The organism is Paenibacillus sp. FSL M7-0656 (assembly GCF_038003225.1).
Classification (GTDB): Bacteria; Bacillota; Bacilli; order Paenibacillales; family Paenibacillaceae; genus Paenibacillus; species Paenibacillus amylolyticus.
The window spans coordinates 4410757-4428293 of record NZ_JBBOOT010000001.1; the positions used below are offsets into that span (position 1 = coordinate 4410757).

General features: G+C 44.7%; 17 protein-coding genes. 11 read left to right on the forward strand and 6 right to left on the reverse strand.

Annotation, left to right across the window (positions count from 1 at the left end; genetic code table 11):
* Nucleotides 1–219: 219 nt before the first annotated feature.
* The 4 genes from MHI01_RS19495 (at nt 220) to MHI01_RS19510 (ending at nt 2437) form a co-directional block, all read left to right on the forward strand.
* Complete coding sequence (locus MHI01_RS19495; RefSeq protein WP_017691550.1) at nt 220–390, forward strand: aspartyl-phosphate phosphatase Spo0E family protein; 171 nt, start codon at nt 220–222, stop codon at nt 388–390.
* Nucleotides 391–489: 99 nt separating this feature from the next.
* A complete protein-coding gene (locus tag MHI01_RS19500; RefSeq protein WP_036611682.1) occupies nt 490–870 on the forward strand; it encodes a GntR family transcriptional regulator in 381 nt (126 codons plus the stop codon).
* Complete coding sequence (locus MHI01_RS19505) at nt 867–1742, forward strand: ABC transporter ATP-binding protein (RefSeq protein ID WP_340983886.1); 876 nt, start codon at nt 867–869, stop codon at nt 1740–1742. Before MHI01_RS19500 ends, MHI01_RS19505 begins: the two co-directional genes overlap by 4 nt.
* Complete coding sequence (locus MHI01_RS19510) at nt 1739–2437, forward strand: hypothetical protein (RefSeq protein ID WP_127550219.1); 699 nt, start codon at nt 1739–1741, stop codon at nt 2435–2437. The genes MHI01_RS19505 and MHI01_RS19510 overlap by 4 nt, the downstream gene beginning before the upstream one ends.
* Before the next feature lie 162 nt (nt 2438–2599).
* Here the strand turns inward: MHI01_RS19510 and MHI01_RS19515 are convergent, their stop codons facing one another.
* The 3 genes from MHI01_RS19515 to MHI01_RS19525 form a co-directional block, all read right to left on the reverse strand.
* Nucleotides 2600–3118: a hypothetical protein gene (locus MHI01_RS19515; protein WP_076252018.1), complete on the reverse strand. Its 519-nt coding sequence runs from the start codon at nt 3116–3118 to the stop codon at nt 2600–2602.
* A gap of 50 nt (nt 3119–3168) precedes the next feature.
* A complete protein-coding gene (locus MHI01_RS19520; protein WP_340983887.1) occupies nt 3169–3942 on the reverse strand; it encodes an isocitrate lyase/PEP mutase family protein in 774 nt (257 codons plus the stop codon).
* A 78-nt stretch (nt 3943–4020) separates the two neighbouring features.
* Entirely contained in the window at nt 4021–5073 is a 1053-nt protein-coding gene (locus tag MHI01_RS19525) for a bifunctional transcriptional activator/DNA repair enzyme AdaA (protein WP_133386327.1), read from the reverse strand.
* Nucleotides 5074–5377: 304 nt separating this feature from the next.
* Between MHI01_RS19525 and MHI01_RS19530 the strand changes: the two genes are divergently transcribed.
* Together MHI01_RS19530 and MHI01_RS19535 are read left to right on the forward strand one after the other, a co-directional pair.
* Nucleotides 5378–5755, forward strand: a complete 378-nt coding sequence (locus MHI01_RS19530; RefSeq protein WP_340983888.1) for a LysM peptidoglycan-binding domain-containing protein — start codon at nt 5378–5380, stop codon at nt 5753–5755.
* A 408-nt stretch (nt 5756–6163) separates the two neighbouring features.
* Nucleotides 6164–6733 carry a hypothetical protein gene (locus MHI01_RS19535; RefSeq protein ID WP_083669973.1) on the forward strand — a complete coding sequence of 190 codons (570 nt, stop codon included), beginning with the start codon at nt 6164–6166 and terminating at the stop codon, nt 6731–6733.
* A gap of 110 nt (nt 6734–6843) precedes the next feature.
* On the opposite strand, the gene MHI01_RS19540 is transcribed toward MHI01_RS19535, so the two are convergent.
* Nucleotides 6844–7761 carry a phosphatidate cytidylyltransferase gene (locus tag MHI01_RS19540; protein ID WP_253504305.1) on the reverse strand — a complete coding sequence of 306 codons (918 nt, stop codon included), beginning with the start codon at nt 7759–7761 and terminating at the stop codon, nt 6844–6846.
* Nucleotides 7762–7857: 96 nt separating this feature from the next.
* On the opposite strand from MHI01_RS19540, the gene MHI01_RS19545 reads away from it, so the two are divergent.
* The gene (locus MHI01_RS19545) at nt 7858–8412 is read left to right on the forward strand and encodes a hypothetical protein (RefSeq protein WP_036671746.1); all 555 of its coding nucleotides are present in this window, start codon (nt 7858–7860) and stop codon (nt 8410–8412) included.
* A gap of 91 nt (nt 8413–8503) precedes the next feature.
* Here MHI01_RS19545 and MHI01_RS19550 read toward each other — a convergent pair whose 3' ends face one another.
* Nucleotides 8504–8695 carry a hypothetical protein gene (locus MHI01_RS19550; RefSeq protein WP_340983889.1) on the reverse strand — a complete coding sequence of 64 codons (192 nt, stop codon included), beginning with the start codon at nt 8693–8695 and terminating at the stop codon, nt 8504–8506.
* 209 nt (nt 8696–8904) lie between these two features.
* Between MHI01_RS19550 and MHI01_RS19555 the strand changes: the two genes are divergently transcribed.
* Nucleotides 8905–13302, forward strand: a complete 4398-nt coding sequence (locus MHI01_RS19555; RefSeq protein WP_340983890.1) for a DUF4073 domain-containing protein — start codon at nt 8905–8907, stop codon at nt 13300–13302.
* A 226-nt stretch (nt 13303–13528) separates the two neighbouring features.
* Here the strand turns inward: MHI01_RS19555 and MHI01_RS19560 are convergent, their stop codons facing one another.
* Nucleotides 13529–14101 (reverse strand): GbsR/MarR family transcriptional regulator, encoded by a 573-nt coding sequence (locus MHI01_RS19560; protein WP_076320388.1) that lies wholly within the window; start codon nt 14099–14101, stop codon nt 13529–13531.
* Between the two features lie 198 nt (nt 14102–14299).
* On the opposite strand from MHI01_RS19560, the gene MHI01_RS19565 reads away from it, so the two are divergent.
* From MHI01_RS19565 to MHI01_RS19575, 3 genes are read left to right on the forward strand one after another with little or no spacing between them, the layout of a single operon-like run.
* On the forward strand, nt 14300–15175 hold the full coding sequence (locus MHI01_RS19565) for a carbohydrate ABC transporter permease (protein WP_340983891.1): 876 nt from the start codon (nt 14300–14302) through the stop codon (nt 15173–15175).
* A gap of 59 nt (nt 15176–15234) precedes the next feature.
* A complete protein-coding gene (locus tag MHI01_RS19570) occupies nt 15235–16080 on the forward strand; it encodes a carbohydrate ABC transporter permease (RefSeq protein ID WP_223199815.1) in 846 nt (281 codons plus the stop codon).
* Nucleotides 16081–16117: 37 nt separating this feature from the next.
* Nucleotides 16118–17491: an ABC transporter substrate-binding protein gene (locus tag MHI01_RS19575; RefSeq protein WP_340983892.1), complete on the forward strand. Its 1374-nt coding sequence runs from the start codon at nt 16118–16120 to the stop codon at nt 17489–17491.
* Nucleotides 17492–17537: the final 46 nt, after the last annotated feature.

The window sequence follows — 17537 nt, forward strand, 5'->3', positions numbered from 1 at the left end:
GTTACTGGACCTGTCCCGACTGTGGAGAATCCAGACCCTTCAATTTACCGAACAAATGATCACGGTTTAGGGACATAAGCCTGAACCAATGGACGCTTCTGAATTCATTTCAGAAGCGTTCTTTTTTTGAGTATCAAAGTGGAAGAATAAGTATGTCGTATCTCACACGCGCTTATGATTGGCATAATACACTAAAATATGACAAAAAGGAGGGGTACTATGGATCGCCTGGATTTGATATCACGGATCGAAGATGCCAGACAGTTGTTATATCGCATGCATATGGAATACGGTAGTCTGCTTCATCCGGAAGTGATCCAGCAATCCGTAGTCCTGGACGGGCTTATTAATCAATACAACAGAGCCAAGGTAGGAAAGGCGATGAATTAAGTTCGCCTATTTACATTTGCGTCTTTGTATACTATAGTTAGTTACATGAGTAACTAACCGACTAACTGACTAATGAATACGTATGAAAGTTGGAAGCACATGAAATCGACTTTGGATGAATCTCAGCCTATTTTTCATCAGATTGCCACAATGATTATGGACGATATTGTGGAAGGCAGATTGAAGGTGGAAGAACAGGTTCCCTCAACCAATGAACTGTCACGCTTCTACAATATCAATCCGGCTACAGCCCGCAAAGGACTGCAGGAACTCGTGGACAAGGGGATTATATACAAACAGCGAGGTGTTGGAATGTTTGTTGCAAAGGGAGCAAGAGAAGCATTGCTCGTTGAACGGAAGCAAGATTTTTATGAAGAATACATCAAGCCTTTACTTGAAGAAGCCAGACGGATTCACATGAATGAAGACATGATCATTGATCTGATTCGCGGCAAGAAGGATAAGGAGAGTGAGTTATGATTCATATGGAGCAGGTCAACTACAGCTACCAGAAGACGCCCGTTCTGAACCAGGTTACGCTACATGAGAGTGAGCCAATCATTAGTGCAATTTGGGGAAGAAATGGAGCGGGTAAAACAACCATGATGAGTTTACTTGCAGGGCATAACCGCCCGGACAGTGGAACCGTACAGATCATGGGTCAAGACCCCTATAATAATCTGGTTGCCCAAGAGCATCTGTGCTACATCCAGGAGAATCATCCCCTGGGGAAAAACTGGACAGTTAGTGATATGGTTCAAATGGGACAATATTTTCATCCGCAGTGGAATCAGGATTTGGCGGAACGTTTAATCGATGTGTTCGAACTACCGGCGAAGAAAAAGATCATTAAATTTTCGAAAGGCATGAAGACTGCTGCCCAGATTATATTGGGTCTTGCCAGTAATGCAAAGATAACCATTCTGGATGAACCTACCAATGGACTCGATGCTGAGAAGCGTAAATTCTTCTACAATGCGCTACTGGAAAGTTATGAAGATAACCCGCGTCTGATTCTCATATCCAGTCATCATATTGAGGAGATTCAGCCTTTATGTGAGTCCCTTATCGTTTTGCAAGCCGGAGAGGTGTTGTTAAATCAATCGATGGAAGAGATGCGCGAAAAAGGAGTTCTTCTAACAGGGCGAATAGATGATATCAATCGAGTCACAGCAGGTGTTAAAGTTATAGAGTCTTCCCAGATGGGATCAACTGTAAAAGTCATGATTGATGAGCCCTACTCGAAAATGTGGAAGGATATCGCTCATTCACAGGGGCTATCCATTGAGAAAGCGACATTACAAGATTATTTGGTTAACAGGACCCGTAATCAAGAGGGGGTTAAACCATGAACGCAGTAAAAGGTACGAATCGACTGATTCGCGATGATATGCGTTTGTATCTGGGCATTTTTTCATCCATCGCTCTGATGCTCGCCGTTGTATATCTGGCCATTGGCTTCATATTTGATGTCTCGTATGCTACGCAACTGTTTGGTCCCATGTACGGAGGGATATGTACGTTTGCAATAGGGGGAATGATTACACTGTTTCCGGTTGCGATTGGTATGGGCAGTACACGAATTCAATTCATGAAATCCTTCTATATGAACTCGGTATGGATGGTTGCAGGCACCATGGTCATTCTGCATGTGGCGTATTTCCTCATACACCTGCTTCAGGAAAAAGGAATTGTTGACGTAACCCTTTATCAACCAGGCATGTTGTATTCAAACAAATATCATTTTTTATCCTACCTGTGGATCGATCTGATGTGCGGCTTTCTCGTACTGGGAATCTCTGTCTTCCCAACGGTTTGTTGGATGCGCTTGGGGATGCGTAACTTCTTCATTATGTTCTTCGGGGTTGGCTTGTTCTTTACGCTGATAATTACATTGGGTGATCTTGGTGAGTTTATGTTGTGGATTGCTAGGATCAATCGCATGACATTGTTCACCGTTCTGGGATGCATTGGTGGTGTGCTACTTCTATCTACGTACCCGATGATGAAGAATGCGCCGCTTACCATGAAATCCAAAAAAGACTGACAGGAAACAGTTATAAAGGAACTGGGCAAGGAATCTAAGTGAAATCATTCCGAAATCAGAAAACACGAGTGCGAACACGCCTCGTGTTTTTTGTATCATATTAAATCACTGAATATACCTATTCAACAATCTTTGTGCGGAATTCCAAATGAAGGTGCACCCTTAAGCCTGAGCCTGCGGTTTGAATCCTTCGTCTTTGAGATACTCGCCAGCTTCGCTACGCGTTTCAAAAGCCATATCCAGGTTATCACCGGAATACACATACCACATGTCATCTTCGTATTTTAAAGTCAGCGTATGTCCATCTTCATCGATCCACGTTCCGCCACCCGTAGAGATTGTAGACAATGCAGGAGCAGCAGCTTTTACTTGTTCTGGCTCTTGGAATTCAACTGCGTTGGGATTGTGAGACATCGCTTGGATCGTTTCATCTAACAAGGTGCGCAGATCTGCTTCGGAGTAATCACGAATATTGACGAATCCTTTAGCATCGGTCTCATAGTTAGGCAGTAGTCCTGCATAGATATAACCGTTTCCGTTAGGGTGAATATGGAGAGCAACAATTTTTTTATCATACGCACTATCCTCGTAGTGGAAATTAACTCGACCGAGAGAAACATCTTTGCGTTGCAGTTGGGGATACGATTGTAGTACTTCAAGCTTTTGTTCCACGTTAAGCATAATTGCCTCCTGTAAATGTTCAATAGAGGTGATTATAACATGCCCTCCTGTTAATTTCCCGATAAAATGTTTCTCCCCAGTTCTTTTAGGTGTTCCATAACTTGCAGATAGGGATATGGCCCGTAACTTACACGTGCTACACCCAGTGTGGCAAGCTGTTTTGGTGAAGGCTCAGGAGACGTAACCATAACGTTAATTGGCAACGGTGAACGCTCACACAATTCCTGAATCAGTTGGTGATCCTGCAAACCGGGTACAAACAGACCACTGGCTCCTGCATCTGCATAATGGCTCGAACGTATAAGTGCTTCCTCTAGGAGAGAGTGGTTATGGTGTTCAGGTGCATGTTGCAGAAAAATATCTGTGCGGGCGTTAATGAACAACGGGATGCCTGCCTGCTCTGCAGCTTCCCGGGCGGCGGACAATCTTGGGCATTGCTCCTCCACAGTGTACAATCCCAAGCCAGCGGGAAGTTGATCTTCCATGTTGATTCCTACAGCACCATGATCGATGACTTGCAGGATATTTTGCTTCACCTCTGACACAGACCTCCCATACCCTCCCTCTATATCGATCGTTACAGGCAGATCCACGCTCGCTGTAATCCGTGCGAGATTGGCAAGCACCAGATGGAATGACATGGCTTCACCGTCGTGTTCACCGTGGGCCGCAGCAACGGACCAGCTTCCGGTAGCAATGGCCGTTGCTCCAGTGGATTGAATGGCTTGTGCGCTTCCGGCATCCCATACATTGACCAGAACAAGTGGTTTTCCTTTCACATGGTATTGTTGGAACAACGCTGCTTTTTCTTCTAAGATACTCATATTATGTTGACTCTCCTTTGTTATATCATGCATTCCTTTGGACATTTGATACGTACTTCATTACTTCATTTCTGTTTTTCAGCTACCCTGTTTTTGTTTCTCGTGAGTCAACAGCCAGTTTTTGCGAGTTAATCCTCCGCCGTATCCGCCCAACTCACCACTGGCATTGATTACACGGTGACATGGAATCACAATCGCAAGCTGATTGGCCCCATTCGCCTGTGCCACAGCTCGGCAAGCAGTCGGTTTTCCCAGTGCATTTGCAATCTCTTGATATGACCTCGTTTCACCAGCCGGAATGGCCAGCAACTCGTCCCACACACGCTTTTGGAATGGTGTTCCTAAACAGAACAACGGTGTGTCGAATGCTGTCCGAATACCTTGAAAGTACTCGTTTAGTTCACGCTCAATGGACTGGATGGGAGCTGTAGTGCCGGGTACAATCGCTGATTTGGTTCGTTTGCGCAGACGCTCAACTTCGCGTTCCAGACCTCTGCGGTCCACAAATTCCAGTAAATATAGCGACTCCTCATCAGCAATAGCCATCATCGGGCCGAGGCGGGTGTCAATCCAGGACGCTTTTAGGATATGTCCTTCATCGACTTGTGTAGGGGCGGCACCCATGATCCGCGAAAAGGCATCGCGGAAGCCGCTACTTGATTCATATCCAGTAGATAATTGGCTATCAATCACGGTGCGGCCGGAGCGAATATTTTTCAGGGCAAGACCCATGCGTCGGGCGCGAGCATATTCGACAAAGGTCATGCCGAACCGCTTCTTGAACTGACGGCGCGCCGTGGATTCATCGATGGAGAGGGCCTTGAAATCCTGTCCTTTCCAGCGTTTCTCCGGATTTTTCTCCACAGCTTCCACTAATATGCGAACGACATCGGATACTTGGTTAGGGTGAGAAAGTGGACGACAGCGCTGGCAAGGGCGATAAGAGGCCAGAAGTGCCTGTTGAGCCGTCTCATAGAATTCGCAGTTTTCGAATTTTGGCTTTCGCGCAGGGCATGTGGGACGACAGAACACACCTGTGGTTCGGACTCCAACATAGAATAAACCCTCGTATTCCGAATCCTTGGCCACAAGCGCCTCGTAATATTGTTCCTTCAGATCAGCAGAAATCATGGGGGCACGTCCTTACTCATTAGAATCTTTATCTATACCTATTATAGAAAAACGTTGCAGCAAGCATCGCCGAAAATCAGGCATGAATATTGGATAAATTGAATCTGATATAACATTGAAATTCGGTTGTTCAGAATTTGTTTAGAGTTCACTGGTAGTATAGACCTATCAGGATAGGGTGACTTAGGCAAAGATACCTATATAGTGAAAAAGTGAGTTATTGATCATTCATTGTTATAGGAAAAATACATAGGTAAACATGAAATTAAAGATTAGCGGAATGAAAGTCTGGAGGTCGACTAGAATGAGATATTCTACGTACAAAAGTATTTATGAATCCGTTTATACCAAAACGTCCGAGTCCCGCACCATGTATGTTAAAGGTCAATTCATGCAGCGTGTGAAGACGCCAACCTGGCTAATGAAGATCGTCACTATAACTCTAATTATAATCATAGGGTGTAGTGCTGTATTCACTGCATTTGCCGGGGATGAGCAATTGTTGTCGGGGGACCAGATCGTTGTATCTCAGGGAGATACACTGTGGGGCATTTCATTGGTACATAAACCTCAGCAGATGGACACTCGTGTGTATGTAGAAGCGATCAAGAAAGTGAACAAAATCGAGCATAACGCCATTCAGATTGGACAAGTGTTGGTCTTACCTGGGTTTGATCGATAAAATAAACGGTGCATGACGTCATGAACAGAGTTCCTTTTTTACTCATCGAGGTGCAGTTACATACTGAATTTATTAATCATTTACATATAATGGAGCTTCATGTGGGACGATATGGTGTAGTGATTAATAAGTGGCGTGCTATATAAGTTGAACTAAAGAATATTTACACTGACACTACGATGACAGAATAACCTTCCAATCGCTGTTATCCCCAGATTTTTTGATTCCCTTTTCTTAAAGGGAAAATCCGGGGATAGCGTATGCTTCCGATGCAGCTTTCTTTTAGAAAGCTTTTAGGCGAACGCTTCGCTTTTTCAGGTTTTTTCTGTCCTCTCCGTTATCGTGTAAATGATTAGTTCAACTGATATAGATATATGTGCTGTAGATAGATGAAGGGAGAATTAGATGATGAAAATAAATATAAAGAAATCTGCACTTTGCATGTCTGTGCTCTGTATTTCGCTATTCGTCAGTGCCTGTGGCACTAGTGGTGAATCGGTTCAGGAACATGCCTATCCGCAATCGAAGCAACCCGTAGAGGAAGCTGGAGAAAACTCTGTACCGAATGCGGATGCGAAGAATAACAATAGCCAAGGCAGTGCCAGTGGTGATGAGGGCAAGCCTACAGCTCAATCGGAATCCACTGAACCGTCTGAGAAGATTGATATCGTCATTGACCAGTCGGAGAAACCGAGCGAGGGTAACAGCTTTGATTTTGGAATTAAACAGGTTCCGAAGGGGTATACACTAACGGAGATGCGGTGGACGTCTAACACGGTGACGATTGTGAATTCACTACAGGAAGCCATTGAACATGGTGGAAATGGAGAAGATGGCTTTTACTTTAGCGGCAATGGACAGTTCTCCGGCTTTATTTATTCGGATGAGATGAAGGGTGAGCGGGGCAAAGCCACATTTGTCTTCACAAATGATGAGGGGAACGAAATCATGTCCGAAAAAGAAATTACGTTGAAGTAGCGTAGGCACATCATGAAGGCTCCGTCTAGGGGCCTGTTGAACAGGAAAAGCAGCCACTTGGGCTGCTTTTTTTGACATCCATGATTACAAGATCGCCGATCTATCTGTCGCTACATAAAATCAAAGAAATAACGGACCACGTGGAACATAACCGGCGAGGTATAGGTCAGGCTGTCGACCCGGCTCAGGTAGCTTTTTTTGAGCGAATCGAACTTCGTGTCATCTCCAATTAACAGATCGCGCTTCAGTACAGACACCGTCAGACTGCCGAAGAATCCGGCCAGACTGATCAACACCCCGATGAACAGCGAGAATTTCCAATCAAATGGCGTCAGGTAGGGATGGATAAAATAAGACGTTGCTGTCGTTACAATTAACGCACATGCAAACCCTTCCCAGGTGACAAATGGATTGGCGGTAGGCACCACTTTTCGTTTGCCCAGATAGAGAGAGACCAGATAATGCACCACATCATTAAGCTGTGTTAACACGACGAGGAACAACACCAGCTTGGACCCGTACTCCGGTGTGGCAAATGGGAAATAGGCCAGGTGGCTCAGCCCGAATACCATCAGCATTAGTCCCCATTGTGTGGAGCTGACACTGCGCAGGAAACCGACTGTACCTTTGTTAATCAGGCGTGGCAAGGGCAGCACCAGGAACACATATAGTGGAATAAACACGATAAACATGCCATACCATCCAATGTAGATCCAGTAGAACTGAACCGGAATTGCCAGATACGCCCACAGGAACAGCCTGCGGTCAGCTTTGCGTGTACTGCGAATCATGGAGAAGTATTCTTTGAGTGAGAAGAATGCAAGCACCATGAGGGAGATGAGGGACACGATAGGGTTGAAGAGGGTAGCGAGGCAGAAGATCACAAACATACCCCACCAGGTTTTGATTTTTTGGCCGATGCCTGAATAGTCTTTGCTTGGCTGAAGCTTTGCAATAATTTTGTACACGATATGTATCACAAGTAAAGCTGTGAAGATTAACGTTAGTGTAAAGAGTGAACTGCTCACGTACCGATCACCTGCTTATTCAAAGTAAGATTCCATTGTAGGGTACCTATGTTATTATGAAGGAATAGTGCCAACTTGATAAGGGGAAATTTTGCTATGACAGATGAACGCTCCATCTATATCCTGCTTACGAATACAGGAACGCTGTTTACCAAGGTTATTCAGAGCTATACCCGAGCGCCATATAATCACGCATCGATCTCATTTGACCGGGAGTTAACCGAGCTGTACAGCTTCGGCCGCAAGCATCCGAGCAATCCGCTGAATGGCGGGTTTGTGAAGGAAAATATTCAGACAGGTACATACAGCAAGTATCCCAATACCACATGTGTCATATACAAGCTTCAGGTGACGGATCGTGAAGTGGAAAAGATGAAACGTGTGCTGCACATCTTCATCCGCAGCCGCCAGAAATATATGTACAATCTGCTCGGCGTGATTGGCATTACACTCAAGGAACCGGTGGAGTTCAGCAACTCCTACTTCTGCTCCCAATTTGTAGCCGAGATTCTACAGCGTTCGGGAATCAAACTGTGGAACAAGCTGCCTGCGCTGGTGACACCGGATGATTTTCGCCAGAGTGAACGATTGCAATTGGTCTATGAAGGAAAGCTAAGCGAGTATACGCTGGGGAATACAGAGCAAGAGTAGGGTAGGTGTGTGTGCTGATGCTTGCCAAGGAAATCAAACCATGAAACAGCCTGCTGCCACGAATGACGAGGCAACAGGCTGTTTGTGTACTTCATATGGATGATGGTGAGGATGAGGATCGGTCAAAATCAACCTCTTCAAGGAATTCGATCACTTCACCATTCGGACTGTGGACGAGCGCATTTCTAACCCGAAGTGCAGGTTCGCCAAGCGATATCCAATCCGGTTCAACATAGGCCTTGGCTCCATTGGCGAGCGCTTGCTGATCGGGAGGGATCAGCATACATGCGCGATAGTCTGATAGTAGGTCTTAGATGACATATTTAACGAAAAAAAATGTTGAATTATGACGAAGAAAATGAAATAAACCCCCATTTTTAATATATATTATGGGAATTGTCCCTTTTTTTTGCTCCGATGTTCAGAATCCGTTCAGAGTTGTGTACTACAATAGGCCTATCTTTTGAAAGCGAGATTAGGGGGATAAGAAATATGCAGTACAGAAAAATAGTGAACATATTGCTCATTTTGCTATTGGTAGCACCATGGTTGGCACCAGTAGGAAAGGTTAGCGCAGAAGTATCGTATCCGGTACCGGGGAAAGATGGTCTAATTACATTAAAGAACATTGGTGATGACTCGGTTGAACTAAGTTGGGAGTATGCCGAGTCAGTTACAACGTCTTCACCTGATCTGAATTATCAAGTATTCGTCTCCCAGGCACCTAATATCAAAGATATGGAGGAAATCAGCGGATTTCCACAATACGCCTATGGTAATTGGGTTGGTGGTAGCGATTCCGAAACAGGTACATTCACCAAAGTGATTACGGATTTAGTCGAAGGGGAAACGTACTATTTTAATGTAATCGTTCAGGATAGAAATAATATGGAAATTGCATACCAGATGCAATCCATAACATTTACATCTAATACCTTGCTAAGCGAATTCAACAATGTTATTGGGGCAAATTTTGATGCCTCAAGAATAAGTGAGCTACTTCAAAATACGAGCTTCATCACCATGGTTCCAGCATTTGAATCCCTCCCTTCTGATGAACAGAATGCAATCATATCGTTAGTGGGACATTCCCATCTACCAGATGGTAAGTATCTGAACACGGATCAAATTCAATTTACGGTTGATCTGGCATTCCAAGGTCTATTAGTTATGCGTGAACATCAATTGCCTGTTATGCAAGCTAAGCTAACCTCTTATTTTGAAAAACTAGCTAGTGCGAACAATGTTTTCAGCCCAGCGTATTTAAGTGCGATTCAGCCACAACTGTATCAGTATCTATTGGGGCCTGATCTGGATAAAAACATATTATCATATTCAGTTAATCTAGATAGAATTGGAAATGATTTATCCCTAGAACAGTCTGTGACAAATCTCAACATGATGCTTAGTCAAAGTTTCTATTTCACCAAAGCATCAACGACTAACGAAATGAATGAAGCTTTAACAGGGCTATATAAAATTCAACAAAAAGCGGAGCAATATAAGGGAACTCCTAAGGAGAGCCTCATAGGGATATTCCCGCTTGATTTCCATAAAATGCAGATTATTTCTTCTAATGTTGCGGAAATGGAACGGTTGTCAAAGTGGATGTTGGATAGAAAGCCAAATGGGGGTTACACCAATTACAGTGAGATACAAATAGCTTTCAATAACTTCTTCTTCCCGATGATTCCACCACTACCGACATTCCCACCATTCCCACCAATTCAGCCAATACCGGTAGCACCAGCAGTAAGCGTAGATGACAATGCAAATGTCATTGTTGATGCCGATGAGACTATGGAATACACTCAGAACAATGGCGAAAATTGGTTTGATTACAGCTCCACGAACCCACCCCAATTTGAAGGGAATACAACGGTATGGGTTCGTGTTAAGGCAAACGGAAGTTATACTGCAAGCCTCTATAAGATCTTGGTCTTTACTCAGAATATAGAAACAGACTCACTTGAGCTATTGAATCTAGCTAAGAGTAATGAAGATGTAAAAGGTGTGCTTGCCGCAATCCAAGGTTCCGTGTGGGGACTTGAACTGCCTGTAGATTTCAGTGATTGGAGCAACGATGAGAAAGAATCTGTAGCTGTATTTGTCACTTTAATGAATGGGGCAAAAGGATATGTGAGTAAAGAACAAGTGCAATATGTACTTGATATGGCTGTAGAACCACGAAACCTCTTTAATAAACATGCACTGACTGATGTTGAGGAGAATATCAATGCTTATTTTTCCAAATTATTAAATTTACCTGAAGTTTTTAGCATAAACCTCGACCCAAGTATTCAATCACTATATAAAGTAGGGAAAATGTATGAAAATTTGTCTGTTGTAGATAAACAAATTTTTGCATACCGCATGAAATTCTACTCAATGCGTGATGAGATTCCTTCATATCAGAACAGAGATCAACTTTCTACGTCGTTATCTACTTATAATGCAATCAATGATGTAACTACTCAAACCAAGATGTATAATGCTTTGGTACGTCTTCGTTTAGTACAGAAGGAATCAACACAGTATAATAATCTCCCTAGTACTATCAAATATATGGTAGAGTTTCCGCTTAACATGGACAAAGTAGATAGCATAGATTATGCGACATATAGAAAACTTGCCCAATGGATGATTGATAAGCGTCCAGTTGGTGGTTATGAAAACTATAAAAACATCCAAAAAACTTTTGATCAGTTCTTTAATCCATCGGATCCTTTGAAGGTAATCAACGAAGCGAGAGCTACGAAGAATACTGATGCTATCCTGGGAGCAATTACTCAACCGGAATGGATGGATCTTCCGGCTGGCTTTGACAATCTCCAACCTGAGGAGAAGAAAGCCATAGCTAATGTGGTAATGACCTTTTTACCGAGTGACTATGCCTATAATCTTAAGAAACAAGTAGAATATGCTGTGGAAATTGGATATAAAGGCATCCAAACGATCAAACAAACAGACAGGATTCTTTTCCAACAGCATTTGAATGAGTTCTATTCCCTTTTTGTTGAGTCAACAGAGTACTTTGAATATCCAGGGATGGAAATGTTTAAAGAGTTAGGTCAAAAATATTTAAATGCATCCAATGTGGATAAAGAGTTGCTTGCTTATACCGCAAAACGTCTGTTTCAGGGTTCGGATCTTTCAATTGAACAGGTTTACGGTGCTTCTTTAATGTTAGTCATGAATTATTCCTACATTAATGATGCTCTGGACGTTAGCGAGATGAAGAAAGCCATGCTGATGCTATACAGCTTCCAGCAATCTACTGAGATGATGGAGCCTTTCGAACCATTCCTACTTAAGTTGAATGCTATGAAGGATCTAGTAGAAGATGATACTCGAATGGGAAAACTGGCTCAATGGATGCTTGATCGCAAGCCTGCTAACGGATACAGCAGTATTAGCGAAGTGCAGACAGCATTCGATCGTTTCTTTGATCAGATCATTATTATTACGCCTACACCAACACCAACACCAACACCAACACCAACACCAACACCAACACCAACACCATCAACTGGCGGTGGAAGTGGAGGAGGATCTTCACCAGTAACGTCTACACCTGCACCAACAACGAAACAAGAGCAGATCGTGGTTGACGTTAATGGAACAAACGGTACCAACTTGACCAAAACGCCAATCACACGTACAACCGAAACCAACGGCACGATCAAAGATCTGGTGAAAATGACCGAAGCGATTGCCAAGGAATCGGTGGAAAAAGCGAAGCAATTGAATATGAACACCGCACGCATTGTCATCCCAGACACCAAAGATTCCGTGTCCGAGACACGTATTGAACTGCCTAAGGCAGCGGTGAAAGAATTGAATGATGGTTCACTCAAGCTGGAGATTTCCACTGAAAATGTAGTGATTTCCGTTCCGACGAATTCCATCGCTGGATTCGATCAAGACTTGTACTTCCGTGTGGTTCCGCTCAAGAAAGAATCCGAACGCAAAGAAGTTGAAGAGCGTGCGAAGAAAGAGCAACTCATTCAACAAATAGCTCCGAACACCAATGTTCGTGTATTGGCTCGTCCGGTAGAGATTGACACGAATATGCAGAGCCGTGAAGTGACACTCACGTTGCCACTGCGTGATAGTCTGCCAACCGATCCGGCTGCTCGTCAGCAAGCATTGGACAACCTGGCGATCTATATCGAACACAGTGACGGCACAAAAGAATTGATTCAAGGCAAATTGGTGCAACTCGCGGATAATAGCGAAGGCATCGAATTTACCGTAACAAAATTCAGTACGTTCACCCTCGTTGTTGTGGATGGACTGAAAGCTTCTCAAAGTACACACCAACCGTACATCCAAGGATTTGGTACAGATTTCCGTCCAGATGCATTCGTAACGCGTGCACAAATGGCAGCCATGCTGGCTCGAAATCTTCCAACTGAAGCAGCAAGTTCCGTGGATAGCGTGAGCTACAAGGATGTATCTGCGACACACTGGGCAACAAGTGAGATTCAAAAAGCGCAATCCGCTGCAATCATGAACGGCATGAGTAACACCCAATTTGCACCGGAAGGCTCGATCACCCGTGCACAGATGGCAACGATTGCGTATCGCTGGATGCAGCAACAAGCGAGTGCAACAACCGTGAATGGTCCAGCAGTTTCCTTCACAGACGTATCCGCAGACCTGTGGGCAGCAGATGCGATTGCATACGTGCAATCGGCTGGCCTGATGGTTGGATACAACGATGGTACATTCAAACCGGATAGTAAGCTGACGCGTGCTGAAGCGGTGAAAGTGTTGAACGTACTGTTCAACCGGACACCCCTAACTGGCGCAGTTACGCTAACGTTCAGTGATGTACCAGCAACACACTGGGCATATGCAGATATCGAAGCCGCAGCGCAAAAGTAATATTTTTAAAAGAAAAAAGGGGTCATTAACGCAGTAGCATATGGAAAAGAGAACCCCTAATGACGGATAGGATATGACGATACAATAGATAGAATAAAAAAAGAGCTGTTCCAAAAGCCATACATTGGCTAGGAACAGCTCCTTTTTGCGCTTTAGTGTGACTTAACATTGGTCTAGGTTGGTTAGCGCTTGATCACCCATTAGTTATTCTGTTTACGCAGTTGTACTACTCTTTATCGGGCGTGTGTGAAGCATTCTCGTAAAACTTACCATCCCGCAACTGATCCACGAATCCTTGTAACCAGACGTAGTATTGCTCCGCATGTTGGAGTTTGTGCAGATCACGCAGTGCATCATCTCGATCTTCAGAAGAGGTATGTTCCGAAAGGATCATTGCCGACAGGTCAGGAATGACCTCACGAATGCCTTCTAACATGACATCTACTTCCCGTTGGAGCTTGGCCCCGAAGAAATTCTGGAACGTACGATAGAAGTCGGTTTCAGCCAGATATTGATCCTGGCGCTCCTTCTTTTCCTCCAGTTTATAGATCATCTGTGATTCTGTAAGCGAACGAACCGCATAGCTCATGTTGCTCTTGCTCATATTCATCGAGTTTTTCATCTCTTCAAGTGTCATCGGTCGATCCTCAAAATACATGATGCCGTATAATTTGCCAAACGTATGATTAACCCCATATAGATCCATCGTATTGGCGATGGCCTCAATGACTCTCTCCCTCAGCGCATGCCGATCAGGTAACGAAGAATGATTCGGGTTCCCGGCGGTTTCTTTTCCCACAATGTCACCTCTGGTTTATGATAGCGTTCCCACTAGCTGCCTCATATTTTACATGACTTGCTCCAATTTTAACATAAGCCGGAATTAGAATTTTCAATACGAGTGTACAATCAATTTTGTACAGAATAAATATAAAGCTGATTATACTCAAAAATTCCCAATCATTAAAGAAAAATTGGACAGTAAGGAGTGGGGGATTTGCGTTTAAAACTATGGAGGGAGTCTGAGGCGGTACTATTCACGCTGCCAGCTCTAATCCCATTGCTGATCTTCTGGCTGGGACCTCTGGGATATATCGTTTATCTCAGTTTCACCGATTGGGACTTTATGAGCCCGAATAAGCTGTTTGTTGGTTTGGACAATTACAGTTATCTGCTGACAAACTCTGAATTCTATCGATCATTGAAAGTCACCTTGTTATTCGGACTGGGGAGTGTAATCCCAACTATTGTGGGCGGATTGGCGCTTGCGATGCTCATGAATAGCAAAATCAAATCATCCGGCATCTTCCGGACATTACTCTTCTCACCTTGGGTCACCCCGACAGTTGCGGTGTCTATTGCGTGGTCCTGGATCTTTGAGCCCGAAGTGGGACTCGCTAATCTGATGCTGGGCTGGGTAGGCGTATCTCCGATCGGCTGGTTGCGTGACGCGGACTGGGCATTGGTTGCTGTTCTGATCGTCACGCTCTGGAAGTCGATTGGGTGGGCAATGGTATTTTATCTCGTTGCGCTACGAAATCTACCTTCCGATCTGCTCGAAGCAGCTTCAATCGATGGTGCAAACGGTTGGGATAAGTTCAGAAGTATCACATTGCCGATGATCTCACCAACGACGTTTTTTCTCTCAATTATTCTTACTATCCAGTCCTTGCAAGCTTATGACCAGATCAATGTCATGACGCAGGGTGGACCGGCGGGATCAACGAGAACGTTGCTGTACATGTATTACCAGTCTGCATTCGAATCCTTTAATGTAGGTGAAGCTTCGTCCATCGCCGTTGTGATCATTCTGATCTGCGTGTTGCTCTCGGGAGTATCCTTCCTGCTTGGCAGACGTCTGGTGCACTACTAATGACAATGACATTGCCCAACAAAAAGTCTAAACGGATGAAGCGCAAGGAGTTGCAGAACGTGTCACAACCGAATTTTAAAATAAGTAAATTAATCCGCTACCTTCTGTTAGCCATTATCGCGCTGGGTACAGCCTTTCCCTTCTATTGGATGGTCATTAGCGGGTTCAAAACCAATGATGAGATCTGGCAGTTTCCGCCGACCTTCTGGCCGGAGACGTTCCTGTGGAGCAACTATGTGGATGCCTGGAATGCGGCACCATTTGCCCGTTACATCCTGAACAGTACCGGGGTAGCCTTAGCCATCTGTTTATTTCAGATCGTCAACTCCAGTATGATGGCGTACGCCCTGACACATATGAAATTCCGTCTCAAAGGTGTACTGACATCCCTGATTCTGGTGGGTTATATGATACCGAGTACGGCTGTGTATCTGCCTAGTTACTTGGTGCTTAGTGAGCTTAATCTGCTGGATTCCTACACCGGCTTGATTGTATCCAACTGTGTCAGCGTGTTCTCGATCTTCCTGATCCGGCAGGCGTTCATGCAGGTATCTCATGAATTGGTGGAAGCCGGACAACTGGACGGTGCATCTCACTTCCGGATTCTCTGGACAATTATCACGCCGCTTGTTCGCTCAAGCTTCGCCGTGATGGTGCTGATTACGTTTATTGAACAGTACAACAACTATTTCTGGCCTATGCTCATCACCAAAGACCCTGATTTACAGCTGGTATCGGCGGGTCTGCGCAGCTTCTTTGTAGAAGGCGGGGCATATGGCCTTGCTTGGCCACAGATTATGGCTGCGAGTGCCTTCACCATTGCACCCCTGCTTATTCTCTTCCTGTTCACCCAGAAGACCATTATGCAAAGCGTGAATATCACGGCTGGTGTGAACAAGAACTGATATGCACTACCATTCACCTAAAACGGGAGGAACAACAATGAATTGGAGTCAGACAAGCATGACATGGAAAAAGAGATTGAGGTTGAACTGGAAGGGTGGCATGTCGCTGGTACTTGCGACCAGCTTTGCACTGCTGACCGCTTGCGGAACACAAGCACCGGCAGAATCAGGCACGACGGCTGCTGCCAGTGGAACTGAAGCTCAGGCGAAAGATCCGGTGGAGATTGAGTTCTGGTATGGTCTGGGTGGTAATCTGGGCGATAACATGAAAAAGACGATTGATGCGTTCAACGCCTCCCAGAACGAAGTCGTTGTAAAAGGGATTGTACAAGCAGATTACACGGAAACGGAACAGAAGCTGCAAGCAGCAATTGCTTCCAAGAAGGTTCCAGCCGCTGTACTCAGCTCCAATATAGACTGGGCACGCAAAGGATATTATGCACCCATGGATGAGATGATTGCAGCTGATCCGAATTTTAAGAAAGACGATTTCATTCAGACATTCCTGAACCAGGGACAGGTGGATGGAAAGCAATACTTTTTGCCAATGTACGGTACAACTCAGATCATGTATTACCGTATGGATACGTTCAAGGAGAACGGAATCGACCCAGCAACTCTGACGACATGGGAGAAGCTGGCTGAGGCGGCTGCGAAGATGAGCAAACAAGAAAATGGCAAGACCACCTTCTACGGTTGGGAACCGATGTGGGGTAGAGACAATATGATTGATGCCGTGCTGGGTAAGGGCGGACAGATTCTTAGCGACGATGGCAAAACCGTTATGATCGACTCTCCGGAATGGATCGAGACATGGGACTTATTCCGTAAATGGATCAACGAAGACAAGATTATGGGCATTCATTATGGAGGTCAGGGCTGGGAGTACTGGTACAAAACGATTGATGATGTGATGAAAAATAAAGCAGCAGGTTACACCGGATCTAGTGGTGACCAAGGCGACTTGGACTTTAGCGTAGTCGCTGCGATGCAACAACCAGGCTGGGAAGGTATTGGTGAAGGAAAACCGGTAGCAAGTGCCATTTCGGCAGGTATTCCGTCAGCTGCAACGCCTGAACAACAACAGGCAGCATACAAATGGCTTACGTATTTCTCTGAAACTTCGAACACAGCTTCATGGTCCATGAACACCGGATATATCGCAGTCCGTCAATCGGCTCAACAAGATCCAGAGTTCATGAAATTCAGTGAGGAAAATCCACAGATCACCGTACCACTGCAACAAGCAGCTCACGCTTCGGCTCCCTTCCAGGATCCAACGGGTGGCAAGATCAATGATGCATTGAAAGATGCAGCTGATCAGGTACAGATCAATAATATGCCAGCGGAACAAGCGCTGAAGGAAGCGAAAGAGAAAGCGCAGAAGGAGCTAGATCGTGTAACGAAATAAGAAACGTATACAGGCAATTGACTCACGCGATAAGGGCGGTACATGC